General features: G+C 68.6%; 16 protein-coding genes. 6 read left to right on the top strand and 10 right to left on the bottom strand.

Annotation, left to right across the window (positions count from 1 at the left end):
• The 5 genes from ADL03_RS25210 to ADL03_RS25190 all read right to left on the bottom strand — a co-directional run bounded on the left by ADL03_RS25210 (position 1) and on the right by ADL03_RS25190 (position 3252).
• A complete protein-coding gene (locus ADL03_RS25210) occupies positions 1-744 on the bottom strand; it encodes an HAD family hydrolase (protein ID WP_053736007.1) in 744 nt (247 codons plus the stop codon).
• A 5-nt stretch (positions 745-749) separates the two neighbouring features.
• Entirely contained in the window at positions 750-1175 is a 426-nt protein-coding gene (locus tag ADL03_RS25205; protein WP_053736006.1) for a PPOX class F420-dependent oxidoreductase, read from the bottom strand.
• A gap of 240 nt (positions 1176-1415) precedes the next feature.
• Entirely contained in the window at positions 1416-1739 is a 324-nt protein-coding gene (locus ADL03_RS48695) for a hypothetical protein (RefSeq protein ID WP_197288628.1), read from the bottom strand.
• Positions 1740-1814: 75 nt separating this feature from the next.
• Positions 1815-2618, bottom strand: a complete 804-nt coding sequence (locus ADL03_RS25195; RefSeq protein WP_197288627.1) for a hypothetical protein — start codon at positions 2616-2618, stop codon at positions 1815-1817.
• Between the two features lie 70 nt (positions 2619-2688).
• Positions 2689-3252, bottom strand: coding sequence for a papain-like cysteine protease family protein (locus tag ADL03_RS25190; protein ID WP_053736004.1), 564 nt, complete (start codon positions 3250-3252; stop codon positions 2689-2691).
• Between the two features lie 679 nt (positions 3253-3931).
• On the opposite strand from ADL03_RS25190, the gene ADL03_RS45725 reads away from it, so the two are divergent.
• Together ADL03_RS45725 and ADL03_RS25180 are read left to right on the top strand one after the other, a co-directional pair.
• Positions 3932-4465 carry a hypothetical protein gene (locus tag ADL03_RS45725; RefSeq protein WP_053736003.1) on the top strand — a complete coding sequence of 178 codons (534 nt, stop codon included), beginning with the start codon at positions 3932-3934 and terminating at the stop codon, positions 4463-4465.
• A 76-nt stretch (positions 4466-4541) separates the two neighbouring features.
• Positions 4542-5462 (top strand): alpha/beta fold hydrolase, encoded by a 921-nt coding sequence (locus ADL03_RS25180; protein WP_157529193.1) that lies wholly within the window; start codon positions 4542-4544, stop codon positions 5460-5462.
• A gap of 71 nt (positions 5463-5533) precedes the next feature.
• Here ADL03_RS25180 and ADL03_RS25175 read toward each other — a convergent pair whose 3' ends face one another.
• Positions 5534-6613, bottom strand: a complete 1080-nt coding sequence (locus ADL03_RS25175; RefSeq protein WP_082373463.1) for a lytic polysaccharide monooxygenase — start codon at positions 6611-6613, stop codon at positions 5534-5536.
• 350 nt (positions 6614-6963) lie between these two features.
• Between ADL03_RS25175 and ADL03_RS25170 the strand changes: the two genes are divergently transcribed.
• Positions 6964-7653: a M15 family metallopeptidase gene (locus ADL03_RS25170; RefSeq protein WP_053736002.1), complete on the top strand. Its 690-nt coding sequence runs from the start codon at positions 6964-6966 to the stop codon at positions 7651-7653.
• A 29-nt stretch (positions 7654-7682) separates the two neighbouring features.
• Here ADL03_RS25170 and ADL03_RS25165 read toward each other — a convergent pair whose 3' ends face one another.
• Positions 7683-7868 carry a hypothetical protein gene (locus ADL03_RS25165; RefSeq protein WP_053736001.1) on the bottom strand — a complete coding sequence of 62 codons (186 nt, stop codon included), beginning with the start codon at positions 7866-7868 and terminating at the stop codon, positions 7683-7685.
• A gap of 121 nt (positions 7869-7989) precedes the next feature.
• A complete protein-coding gene (locus tag ADL03_RS25160; protein WP_053736000.1) occupies positions 7990-8568 on the bottom strand; it encodes a TetR/AcrR family transcriptional regulator in 579 nt (192 codons plus the stop codon).
• Positions 8569-8658: 90 nt separating this feature from the next.
• Between ADL03_RS25160 and ADL03_RS25155 the strand changes: the two genes are divergently transcribed.
• From ADL03_RS25155 to ADL03_RS25145, 3 genes are all read left to right on the top strand, one after another.
• A complete protein-coding gene (locus ADL03_RS25155) occupies positions 8659-9630 on the top strand; it encodes a ketopantoate reductase family protein (RefSeq protein ID WP_053735999.1) in 972 nt (323 codons plus the stop codon).
• Positions 9631-9704: 74 nt separating this feature from the next.
• Positions 9705-10169: an SRPBCC domain-containing protein gene (locus tag ADL03_RS25150; protein WP_053735998.1), complete on the top strand. Its 465-nt coding sequence runs from the start codon at positions 9705-9707 to the stop codon at positions 10167-10169.
• A complete protein-coding gene (locus tag ADL03_RS25145; protein WP_053735997.1) occupies positions 10166-10528 on the top strand; it encodes a metalloregulator ArsR/SmtB family transcription factor in 363 nt (120 codons plus the stop codon). Before ADL03_RS25150 ends, ADL03_RS25145 begins: the two co-directional genes overlap by 4 nt.
• A 57-nt stretch (positions 10529-10585) precedes the next feature.
• Here ADL03_RS25145 and ADL03_RS25140 read toward each other — a convergent pair whose 3' ends face one another.
• A complete protein-coding gene (locus ADL03_RS25140) occupies positions 10586-11434 on the bottom strand; it encodes an alpha/beta hydrolase (protein ID WP_053735996.1) in 849 nt (282 codons plus the stop codon).
• Positions 11431-12654: an amidohydrolase family protein gene (locus ADL03_RS25135; protein WP_053735995.1), complete on the bottom strand. Its 1224-nt coding sequence runs from the start codon at positions 12652-12654 to the stop codon at positions 11431-11433. The genes ADL03_RS25140 and ADL03_RS25135 overlap by 4 nt, the downstream gene beginning before the upstream one ends.
• Positions 12655-12685: the final 31 nt, after the last annotated feature.

Here is a 12685-nt window from a genome sequence, read left to right as displayed (position 1 = left end):
CTAGGTAGCCACCTCGGCGCCGATCACTCCGGATTGGACTGCTGCTGCCACGGTCGCGGTGTGACGCGACTGGTCGGGGCACAGTTCGAGAGCAGTGGCGAGTTGACGGAGGTCGGTCAAGCCCCCGGCGCCGTCATCGGCCCTGTTCAGCCACACACCGTGCAGGCCCGCGGAGTCCGCGGCCTGGGCATCGCTGAGCTTCTTGTCGCCGACATAGGCGACGACGGCAGGTAGATGTCCCAGCTCCGCGCATGCGCTGTGAAAGATCCGAGGATGAGGTTTTGACACGCCGGCGGTGTCCACTCCGACGATGCAATCAAACCGTGCAAGCAGTCCGGTGCGGCGAAGTTTGACTCTTGTGTACACGGAGTCGCTGTTGGTCACGATGCCCAACGGCATGTCCCCGAGCAACGCCAATCCATCGAGCACATCGGGAAACAGGGTCAGCGACGCTTCGTAGTGGCGACGATAGCCCAGAAACCAGTCGTACGGATCGGCCGGCGGGGACAGTTCCAGCCAATCGACCATCGCGGCCGCAAGGGCGGTCGCCTGCCCGGTGTAGTCGATCAGGCCGGCGAGATAGCGATCGAAGTAGTAGCCCTGCAACTCGCCGAACCTCGCTACCGCGGCGGCGAGATCGCAGGCCACGGCCAAAGAACGCAGGTAAGTGGTGATCCCGTCGCGTTCGGCCTTCCCGTAGTCGATCAGGGTGTCGTCTACGTCGAACAACACGGCTTTGATCATGCGACTTACCGCCGCACGAATATCTTCGAGGGCTCTACCCGTACCACCACTCGTTCCTCGCCGCGCTGCGCTGCCCAAGGCTTGCCGCAGTAGGCGAGTGACAATTCGTCGATCAGTTCCATCGCGCCCTCGGGCGTGATCGTGACCGTGCCCTGCACGTGAACATAGCTGCGCGGGCTTTCGGGATCAAACGCCATCACGCTCACCCTCGGGTTCGCCCGCAGGTGGCGGATCTTCACCCGGTTGCCGGCCGCGGAGAACAGCAACCGACCGGCGTCGTACTTGATCCAGACCGGGCTGGACTGCGGGTACCCGGCTGGACTCACGGTGCTGACCGTTGCGATGATCGGCGCTCGGAAGAGGCGTTCCATCTCGTCAGGCTCCACAGAGGCGGAATCGAGCTTTCCGGCCTCGTGCGACGGTCTGGACATGGAACCTCCTGAACGAAAAGAGTGCGGGTTGCGGTCGTGGTCAACCGCCATGAACAGATCGCGATGTGGTGGTTGGTAACCAGCGGTGGAATATCGGCGGTAACAGAGATGCCTTGTTGGGCGCGGATAGTGCACCAAGCGACCTAAGGCATGTCCAGAACTCATCCCAACTCTCGGAACACCCTCCTGAACAAGCCGAGTCCCGCTACTTGATCAGCTGTGGTGACCGAACGTTCATGATCATTGACCACGAAGGGTGAGGAACTGGGACGCATGCGCATCCTGGACCGGCAGGTCCTGCAAGGGGCTGCTGCACGAGTGGGTGACAGCGGTAGTCACGCATACGCGAAGAAGCTCTCCATCGCGGGGGACCAGGTCGTCGTGCACCGGCGGGCCGGTCTTCTTGCCGATGCGGCCGCGTTTTCTGCTGAACGCGCTCCACCAGCCCATGGCCGAGCAGATCCGCCACGCGGTCCGATCTGTCATCGACAAGCCGGCGTCGCGGGCCTCGTCGGCCAGGAACCGGTGGCCGAACTCCGGATCGTCGCGGTGCGCGTCGAACAACGCGTCCGCCGGACCCGCTGCACGGCTTCGCCCCGGCCCAGCCGGATGGCGGGTGCCGGGGCGAAGCGGAAGTTTTCAGCCGGTGATGTTGCGTCGGCGACGGAAGAGGAACCAGGCGCCGGCCACGAGCACGAGCGCCGCACTCGAACCGCCGACGAGCAACGGCGTCGTGGACGACGCGCTCTCGGCCCCGCTCGCGATGCCGTAGCCGCTCGACATTCCCTTGGTGCCGTACTCCGATGCGGGCAGCTTGTCGGCATAACGGGCCTTGACCAGCTTCTGGTAGTCGCTCAGCGACATCGACGACTTGCCGCCCAGCCCTTCCCGTGCCTGGTCGTTGAGCGGCTCCACCGTGATGAGCTTCAGCAGGTACCAGCCGCGGATCTGCGGCTCGGTGAACACCAGGGTCCCCGCACCGGCCTTGCCGGCGAACGTGGCTTCGCCGTCACCCTCGCGCACCGCCGCCAGGTGCCAGCCGCCGCCCTGCGTGGGAGCGAGCATGACGGTGACCTGGCGGTCGTTGACGGTGGTGTTCAGCGAGGACACCAGACGGGTCAGCTTGACCGCCTCGGCAGCGATCGGCTGGGACGTGCCCGCGACGAAGCCCGGCGTGATCTCGCTGACCGGCAGCGGATCTTTGATCGTGAAGGCGGGCATGCCCTCGCACGGATCGGCCTTGTCCGGGATTGTCTGCACCGTGTCGGACCCGCCCCGGGGCACCGGCACGCTGAGGAAGCGGCACACGGCGTTGCGGATGTCGGCCGACTTCACAGCGTCGAGAGCGGCCTGGTAGTCGGGGATGTCCACCGGGAGCGGGTCGCTGGCCGGGGCCGCGTGGGCGGGGCCGGACAGCAGCACGGATGCGCCTGTTGCCAGCACCGCGGTCAGGCGGGAAAGGCGCGAAGCTGCCCACCGTCCGGACGTTCTTGGTTCGCGCATGATGCCTGCCTTAACGGGAGATGCCGATCCGGGAGTGGGTCCACTTGAACGAGTTGTTGCTGACGTAGTCGTTGTAGTTCCACCACGTGTAGGTGGCGGTGTCCGGCCACGGGTCAGCGACCGCGATGGTGTTGTTCGAGGTGTCGAAGCCATAAACGACGTTCATGTGACCCCCGCCCGAGGTCCACCCGATGCGCGCACCGACGGGACGGGCGCCCTTGACTTCGGTGTAGACCTGGTTGAACGAGGCCGCGCTGCTCAGGCCCGAGCCGGGGCGAGCCATGCCGAGGCTGCTCCAGCCCCTGGCCATGTCGTCGAGCGTGGCGGGCTGGTTGTTGCAGCCGTAGTAGGGCTGGGCCCGGGTGCAGAAGTCTGCCTGCGTGCTGCCGAGGCCGTGGTACTTGGCGATCGTCAGACCCGAGGCGACCCAGCACCACTGGGTCTTCTCCTGCTTGTACATGCCGATGTTGTCGTACCCCGACTCCGCCTGAGCCGCGCCTGCGGCGGCCGCGAGCAACCCCGAGGTCGTCAGCGCGATGGCCGACGCCGTGATGGCGAATCTGGATCTACCCATTTCCTGCCCTCCTGCACGTGATGAGTACCGGGAGACCTGAGGGACATGAAAGCGCGAAAATACGTTGCCACGCAGAAGCGGGCGTGCAAATACGCCCGCAAGAGTGACGGTCATGAAATGCGAACCCATTTCGAAGTTGTGGGTCGTTGAACATCAACAACGGGTCGCCGAAATTATCCACTGATTTCCACCCTCTTCCGAGAAACTTGCGGCACTGCACTCTTTGCGGTGTCGAGGGCAGTCAAAAAGGCCACTATCCGTTCCCGTCCCCGGGAATCTGAGGGTGACTTGAACACTTTGAGGTGAAGCAGACGTGACGTTCCGAGGGTTCCGGTGCGGGCGGACGGTCGACGTTGTCGCGTCGCAGTCCGGTGAGCTCGCCCCAGCGGTAGCCGGTCCGGGCGGCGGTGCGGGGTGTGATCGCCTCGGCGGGTGTGACCGGGGCGACTCGGGGCTGACATGGCTAGCTGTTTCAGTCGAGGAGGACGCGCGATGTCCATTCAGGACGATCAGGACGAGGTGCTGCGGTGGGTCGAGCGGGTGGCCACGTTCTGCGTGGAGGAGTGGGCGATCGGCCGTGAGCTGCGTGCCGGGCGGGCTGGAGACCACCCGAGCCAGGGTGTGAGGATGGCGTGGAAGTTGCCGGGGTGTGCGCGGAAGCTTGCTGATGGGGGAGTAGATGAAGATCGCGTTCGTCAGTGCTGCGGTGGCACTCGCGCTCACGGCCGTGGGGGCGTGCAGCAGTGTCGACGCGCCGGCTGGTGCGCCGACCGGCAAGGGGGCCTCGGTGGAGGTACCGGCTGGGCTTTCGGACAAGGTCGGGTCAGGTTGTCCTGATCTGATCAAGCCCGAGCCGGTCGCGGTCATCACCAAGGGCTTCGAGGTCGTCGAAGTTGCCCGCGGGGCCGCTGCCGACAGCTGCACGGTCTCCGTGCGGGGTGGCCGTGAGGTGCTCTTCGTCGGCTTGATCGGCTACCCCGGCAAGGAGCTGGCCGAGCAGTACGTCGACATGCAGTGCCCCGGTGACGGGTTCGAGGGTGCGGACCAGTCGTGCAAGATCGCGGCACGGGATGGCAAGGGGCTTCGGGTGCACGGTGTGGCTGGTCGGTGGGAGGTGAAGATCTCGGTCTCGGAGGTGCCGATGAGCGATGAGGTCGAGGGCGCCGCGGTTCAGATCCTCAACGATCTGAGGAGCTCCAAGAAGACCGCGTGATCACCTGCGCGATGATCTTCAAGGCACGGCGGACGCTCGCGCTGCGGGCGTCCGGTTCGGTGGGCAGCATGGCCGTATGACCCAACGCAGTTCCGCACCACCGCGAGGAGCTTCTCTGCTGACCGCCGATGCGAACGCGGTGGCACATCGCTTCGTCGACGTCGACGGGATGCAGGTCTTCTACCGCGAGGCAGGCCCGAGCGACGCACCTGTGCTGTTGCTTCCGCACGGCTACCCGTGCTCGTCGTTCCAGTACCGGCGGCTCATGCCGGCGCTGGCGGATCGGTGGCGCCTGGTGGCCCCGGACTTCCCCGGCTTCGGCCTGAGCGATACGCCGCCGGCCGATGCCTTCGGGTTCGACTTCGACGCCTACGCGGGCTTCCTCGAAGCCTTCTGCGATGAGCTGGGCATCGATCGGTATGTCCTGTACCTGCACGACTACGGTTCGCAGATCGGTCTGCGGCTGGCCATCCGCCGTCCTGACCGCGTCGCCGCGATCATCATCCAGAACGGCGACATCTACGAGGACACGCTCGGACCCAAGTACGAGGGCATTCGAGAATACTGGCGCGATCCATCGGACGACAACCGTGCGGTGATCGACGAAGCGGTGAGCGAAGAGGGTTTTCGCGACGAGTTCGTCGGCGAGGTTCCCGCAGATCAAGCCGCACGGATCCCGCCCGAGCTGTGGAAGCTGCACTGGCCGTTGATGAACACGCCGCAGCGGCGGGGCCTCATCCGCAAGCTGATGGAAGGACTGAAAGAAAACCTCGAATGGTTCCCGCGTTATCAGGCGTATCTGCGCGAACATCAGCCGGAGACGCTCATCATCTGGGGACCCAACGACGGCTACATGCCCGAGGAATCCGCACGTGCCTACCTGCGCGACATTCCGAAGGCGGAGCTGGTGCTCACGGACGGCGGCCATTGGCTGCTCGAGACACACCTCGACCAGGTCGTTCCGGTGATCCGGCGGTTCCTGTCCGCCATCTTCTAACCAGTCCCGCGCCTGTGAGGCACCGCCGGTCCGCCCGCCGCCGTCGAGGCCGCGGGCGGACCGGCGCGGGATCAGGACGCGGTGCAGGTGAGGGTCGGTGTGCCCGCGGTTCCGGAGGCGACGAGACCGAACGTGGTGCTGGCGCCCGCGGCCACGGTGCCGTTGTAAGCGGCGTTGCGGGCGGTGACCGTGGACCCGCTCGTGGTCAGGGTCGCGCTCCACGAGGAGTTGATCTGCTCACCGTTGGTGAACGTCCAGCTCACCGTCCAGCCGGAGATCGCCGTCGCGCCGGCGGTCACGCGCCCCTCGGCCTGGAAGCCACCGGACCAGTGCGAGGTCACCTGGAAGGTGGCCGAGCAGCCCGCCGAGGGGTTGCCGGTCGTGGTGGTGGTCGTAGTGGTGGTGGTGGTCGTCGTCGTGCCACCGTCGGTGAAGTTCACGTCGCTGCACGCGTAGTAGCTCTGGTCGAGGTGGCTGGCCTGCCACACCGTGTACAGGACGTGGTGGCCGGTGCGGCCGGGCGCGTTGACCTCGACGGGGGTCCGGGTGCCCGTGGGGATCCTGCCGGTCTGGCCGACGAGCTCCAGGTCGCTCCACTTCAGGGGCTGGGTCTTGGGGTCGAAGCCCTGCTTGGTGGCGTAGACGCGGATGTAGTCGGCGCCGTGCGAGGACGTGTCGTTCAGGTTGAGGGTGAACCGGCTGGGCCGGTTCGCGGCGACCCACGCGCCGGGCTTGTCCATCGCGGCGTAGCGGCCGTTGAAGGTCAGGCCGCCGCTGCACAGTTGCCCGTCGGGGATGGCTCCCTGGTGGTTGCCGGCGACGCCTTCGCGGAACAGGCCGTTCCAGTTGTACATCGCGGACGGGTCGGCCTGCCACGCCTGGTAGCACATGGGGTCTTCGGTGGCCATCTGCTGCGACGGGTCGTTGGGCCAGCGGTTGTAGCAGCCGTAGTGGCGTGACGGTGGGTCGCTGACCGCGCCGTGCGCGGATGCGTTGCCGGCGCCGAAGGTGACCAGCACGGCCGCCAGCAGGGTCAGGCAGGTGCCGAGGATCCCGAACGCCCGCCAGGCGGCGACCTTCCCGCTGGCCGGTTTGGCGTTCGCCGGTGCCCGCCGGTGCCGGTTGGGGACGTCTGCAAAGAAGCGAAGCATGTGTACCGCCAAATCTTCGTTGATCGACGACGTGAGTGCCTCCGGCCGGTTCTGGGAGCGCTCCCAGAACGCTGTCAGTGTCAGGTCGTGCCAACTGGCCGGCATCCGCCATTCGGGTTGTGAGGCGCGAAAGCGGCGGTAAAGCGGCCATGTGGATCGGGTGCGTGGGGCGGATCGGACGCTGCTCGTGAGGCCGGGTGTCGGCACGACTAGCGGTAGGAGCTGGCGTTGCCGGGCGATCGGACGTTTCGGCGAGGGTCGAAACGGTTCTGGTGGAGTTGGCGCGGTTCGCGCGCCGCTGGCAGGGTCGATCCCGGAGGGTGTCGTAGGAGAGATCGAGAGGAAGTCCCTTGAAACCAAGAGTCAGAGTTCTCGCGCTCGTCACGTTGGCCCTGTCCGTGCTCCTGGCCGGTGTCACGCCGGTGTCCGCCACCGGTGCCCAGACCGTGGTGCTCGCCGCGCCGGCGGGCAGCGGCCTGCGGCCCTACGTCGCCGTCATCAGGCCGGTCACCGCGAAGCGGCTCGCTTCCAGCTGGCGCGAAGGCTGTCCCGTCGGGCCCGATCAGCTGCGGCTGGTCAGCCTGGACTTCGTGGGGTTCGACGGTGCCGTGCACCGCGGCGAGCTGGTGGTCAACGCCGATCTCGCGGCCGAGGTCGCCCGCGTCTTCGCCGACCTGTACTTCGGCCGGTTCCCCATCCAGCGGATGGAGACCGTCGAGAAGTACGGCTCCGACGACGACGCGTCGATGGCGGCGAACAACACCTCGGCGTTCAACTGCCGGGCCATCACCGGTGGCACCGCCTGGTCCAACCACTCCTATGGGCGGGCCATCGACATCAACACCGTGCAGAACCCCTACATCTCCCGCAGCGGCGCGGTCTACCCGCCCAACGGCGCGCCCTACGTCGACCGCACGCAGAACGTGCCCGGCATGATCCACGCGGGTGATGCCACCGAGCAGGCGTTCACCACCCGCGGCTGGACCTGGGGCGGCTCCTGGCAGACGCCGATCGACTACCAGCACTTCGAGAAGCCCTGACCCGGTGCCGCAGATCAGGGTGCCGCAGATCAGGGGTGCAACGGGGCCCGCGGGCCCGGGTAGAGGCCGCCGTTGACGTCGAACACCTGGCCGGTGACCCACCTGCTGCCGGGCGTGGTGAAGAAGGCGACCGCGTCGGTGTTCACGGTGATCCCTCTGTCTTCCAACGTGTTCGCCAGCGACCGGCCGAGTGCGTTCAGCGCGCCCTTGGTCATGGCGTGGACCGCCTCGGGGATTGCGATTCGATGGCGGCGATCGTCTCCAGTGCGGCCGCCTTGTTGCTGCCGTAGTGCACGGTCACGAGCGCTCGCGGAGCAGGTGGGGGTGGCGTGCGAGCTATCCGTTCGAGTGCGGTCGCAGCAGTCCGTCCAGGACGAGGGTGATGAGGTCGTCGGCCTCGGTCCGCCAGCGGGGGCGGTCGTGGGCCGCGCCGATGCCGTGCAGCGCCATCATCACGGCACCAGCGTCCACGTCGTCACGAACGGTGCCGTCCCGCACGGCGGCGGCCACCAGGTCGGTGACGGCCTGCTCCAGCGCCTGGCTGCCCTCGGCGAGGGCGCCGGAGCGGTCGGCCATGAGCGTGGCCAGCGTTCGGGCGAGGCCCTTGTGGGCGGCTATGTGGTCGACCATGGTGCGGAGGAACGTCGCCAAGGCCTCCGCCGCGGGCAGTGTGGCCTGGAGTTCGCGGGCGCGGTCGCACAGCGTGGCGACCTCGCCGCGGTAGACCGCCTCGGCCAGTGCCTCGCGGGTGGGGAAGTGGCGGTACAGCGTGCCGGTGCCGACCCCGGCCAGGCGGGCGAAGTCGTCGAAGCGCAGGTCGAAGAAGCCGCCGGAGTCGAAGACCTCCCGGGCTGTCGCCAGCAGTGCCTCGCGCTTGCGCTGGGCGTCGGCCCGCAGCGGCTTGTCGGGGGTCATGTGCTCCCTCACGTTGACAAGTGGAGATGGTCTCCATATTTTCAGAAGTGGAGATGATCTCCAGATCGATCGTACCCGACGAGGTGCAGCGTGAAGATCCTGATGTTCGGCCGCGGCGTGATCGCCACCATCTACGGCTGGGCCCTGCAGCGGGCCGGGCACGACGTCGAGTTCTACGTCCGGCCGGGCCGTGCCGCGACGTACGGGGACGCGATCGACCTCGATCTGATCGATGCGCGGCGCCGGGTGCGGGGGCGGCGCGTCGTGGAGAAGTGGCCGGTGCGCTACCGCGAGGCGTTGGCGCCGGACCACGACTTCGACCTGATCGTGCTCAGCGTGCCCCACCACCGCCTGCCGGAGGCGACGGCGTTCCTGGCGCCGCGGATCGGCCGGGCCACGGTGCTGGTCTTCGGCAACGTCTGGACCGAGCCGCGGGCCGCGATCGGCGCACTTCCGCTCGACCGGGTCGCCTGGGGCTTTCCCCAGGCCGGTGGCGGTTTCCGGGCGGACGGCGTGCTTCGCGGGCTGTTGCTGCCGTCGGTCGTCTTCGGCACGCTCGGCCGGCCTCCGACCGACCGGGAACGGGCTGTGCGGCAGGCGTTTCGCGAGGCCGGGCTGCGGATCAGGGAGCGGCCTGACTTCCGCGGCTGGCTGTGGGTCCACTTCGTGTCGGACGCCGGCCTGTTCTCGCAAGGGTTGCGGCTGGGTTCGCTGTCCGAGCTGGCCGGGGCGACGGGCGACCTCCGCGAGGCGTTGCTGGCCGGTCGTGAGCTACTGCCGGTCCTCGCGGCGCGCGGTGTCGACCTGCGCCGTCACCGCGGCGGCGTGCTGCTGTTCCGGGTGCCCGTCTGGTTGTTGGCGCCCGTCCTCGCCTGGCTGACCGCTCATGTCACGCCCCTGCGCGTGAGCATCGAGGCGCACGACGACCCCGACGCCGAGGAACCGCGGGAGGTCTGCCGCGACACCCTCGCCGAAGCACGACGGCTGGGCATCTCCGTGCCACGCCTGGAGGCGGCGGAACCGAACTTCGCCGGTCCGACGGCGGGCGGTTCGCGCAACTAAAGGTTGCGCAATACGAGGGGTGCCGGTTAGGTTGAAGCGCAACCGATAGTTGCGCTTCGAGTGAGGAGAACGCCGTGGAACACGGAAGCATCGAACGCGAGCTGCGCATCGACGCCGCCCCCGAGGTGGTCTACGAGGTGGTCAGCGCTCCCGAGCACCTGCGCGAGTGGTGGCCAGACGACGCGGAGCTCGACCCCGTGCCCGGCGGCACCGGCACGATCACCTTCGGTGACCCGGCCTCGCCGGATGCGAAGGTCGAGCACCTCACGGTCGTGGAGGCCGACCCGCCCCGCCGGTTCGCGTTCCGCTGGGTGTACGACCGGGGCGCGTCGGCGGCGCCGGGCAACTCGCTGCTCGTCACGATCGACCTTGTGCCCTCCGGCGACGGCACGTTGCTGCGCTTCAAGGAGACCGGGTTCCGCGAGCGCGGCTGGGAGGCGGCCGTGCTGGAGCAGGCCTACGCCGACCACGTCCGGGGCTGGGACCACTTCCTCCCGCGTCTCGTCGCGCGGGCCGGCAGCCTGGTCGCGCGGCCGTGAGCACGGCGATCGACGACGAACTGTGGTCCGCGGTGGGCGACCCGACCCGCCGCCGCATGCTCGACCTGCTGCTGAGCGACGGGGGTGGCACCGCCACCACGCTGAGCGAGCGGCTCCCGGTCACCCGGCAGGCGGTCGCCAAGCACCTCGGCGTGCTCGACCGCGTCGGGCTCGTGCACGTGACACCGGCCGGACGCGAGCGCCGCTACGAGGTGGACGAGGCACAGCTCGCCCGTGCGGTCGCCCAGCTGACCGCGGTCGGCACCACGTGGGACGCCCGGCTGCAGCGGATCAAGCGGATCGCCGAGCGCATCCAGCGCGGCACAGCGGAACGGGAGACGGGACCGGAGCAGCCGTGACGACGCGAGCACCGCGCACCGAACGCGGCTGCACCAGCCGCCGGGTGTCCGGGGTGGTCACGCGGCGCGGCAGGTCCTGAGGTAGCTGAGGAACGACGACTGCAGGCCGGTCATGTGCGTCTCGCGCAGCACCTCGCTGGTCACGGCCGCGCCGCGGGCGGTGAGGCGGTGCAGGACGGTGGCCGCGTTCTTCGTGAGGTTCTGGTAGATGGGCACGGTCCCGAGGATCTCCCGGTCGTTGAAGGTCAGGTGGAGCCTGGCCGGCTGGTCGCCCAGCTCCTCGATCTGCTTGAAGATCTGGCTGTCCTCGCCGGCGACGCCGGGGCTGCCCGCTCCGATGCTCTCGAAGAGCGTGGTGCCGGTGAGCCAGGCGTAGAGGCTGAAGAGTCCGCCGTAGGAGTAGCCGAAGAGGCCGTGGCCGCTCGTGGCCGTGCCGTAGTCGCGTTCGATCCGGGGATGCAGCTCCGCGGTGAGGAAGCGCAGGAACGCGTCGCCCCGGGTGTCCCGCAGCTCGTCGACGTAGGCGTCGGCCTGCTCGCGGGTCATCGAGCCCGCCTGGACCCCCATCTCCACGGCGTCGAGGAACTCCTGGGCGACGGGCTCGCCGGGCGGCACGAGGTCCCTGTTGCGCAGCCTCGCCCAGTGCTGCGCCTCCTCGCCCGCGTAACCCACGCTGACCTGGATATACGGCTTGATCTTCTGCATGGGGTCCTGCTGGGTGACGATGAGCGGCGCCGTCAGGCCCACCGCCCAGTTGCCGTCGAGCACGTACACGGCCGGTGCGGGCGCGGTGGCGGGGTCGTAGCCCGGCGGCGTGGTGACCCAGACGCCGTAGTCGTGCCCGGCGCTGGAGCGCATCTCGAAGTAGTCGGTGTCGGCGAGGCAGCCGTGCCACATGGTGCTCATCGGAGGTCCTTCACAACACGTCCGGACTGGACGACGGTTACGGCGTTGGCGGGGTCGGAGAAGAGGGTCGGGTCTTCGAGCGGGTTGCCGTTCCAGAGCACCAGGTCCGCCCGCATGCCGGGAGCGATCACGCCCACCTCGGGCAGCCCGATGATCTCGGCGTTGGTCTTCGTGGCGGCCACGAGAGCGTCCATCGGCGTCTCGAGCTGTGCGCGCAACGTCAGTTCCACGCCGCGGCGGTCCTGGTCCGGGCCGATGAGGTCGGAACCCAGCCCGATCCGCACCCCGGCGTCCTTGGCGGCGGCGAGCGCCCTGGCCATCCGCTCCCGCACCCCCGCCACGCGCTCGCGGACCGAGTCGCCCAGGCCGGCCGCGGCGGGATCGTGCAGCAGGCGGTCGAGGACGGCGAACGTGGGCACGAGAGCGACGCCGTGCGCGGCCATCAGGGCCGCGGTGGGTTCGTCTAGATCGGTGCCGTGCTCGACACACCGCGCACCGGCCTCGACCGCGTTCCGGATGCCCCCGTTGTTGTGCGCGTGCACCGTCACGTAGGTGCCCCGCGCCGCGGCTTCCTGCACGGCGACGGCGATCTCCTCGACGGTGAACTGGGTGTCGGTCAGCCGGTCCTTGCCGCCCACCACCCCGCCGGTCACGCAGAGCTTCAGGAACGACGCCCCGCGCCGGAACGCCTCGCGCACGTTGCGCCGCAGCTCGTCCGCGTTGCCCGCCATCATGGACAGCGCGCACAGGCCGGGGACGTGGTGGCTGCTCCACAGCTCGGTGGGCTCCCACTCGGCGCCGTAGTAGCCGTGGCCGCCGGTCTGGCACTGGACAGGCCCGCACGACACCACGCGCGGCCCCCTGACCTTGCCCTTCGCGATCGCGGTGACGACACCGCCGTCGATCCCGCCGGTGTCCCGGACGGTCGTGAAGCCGGCGTCGAGCGTCGCGCCGGCCGTGGCGAAGATGTCGGCCGCGATCTCGGCGGCGCTGATCTGGAACGAGAACTGCGGCTGGATCGGACTCGACAGCCCCAGGTGGACGTGGGCGTCGATCAGGCCTGGCGTCATGGTCAGACCGCCGGCGTCGAGCCGCTCGCCGTTTGTGCCGGCAGCGCCGAGCGCGGTGATGCGCCCGTCCTCGACCGTGACGGCGACGTCAGCCGGGTCACGACCCGACCCGTCCACGACCGTGGCGCCCACCACCTGGAAACGTCCCACGAGCCCTCCGGCGATTTTCCAATGGATAAAT

The sequence above is a fragment of the Nocardia sp. NRRL S-836 genome (assembly GCF_001279525.1).
GTDB lineage: Bacteria > Actinomycetota > Actinomycetes > Mycobacteriales > Pseudonocardiaceae > Lentzea.
This window is presented reverse-complemented; position numbering and strand designations above follow the sequence as displayed.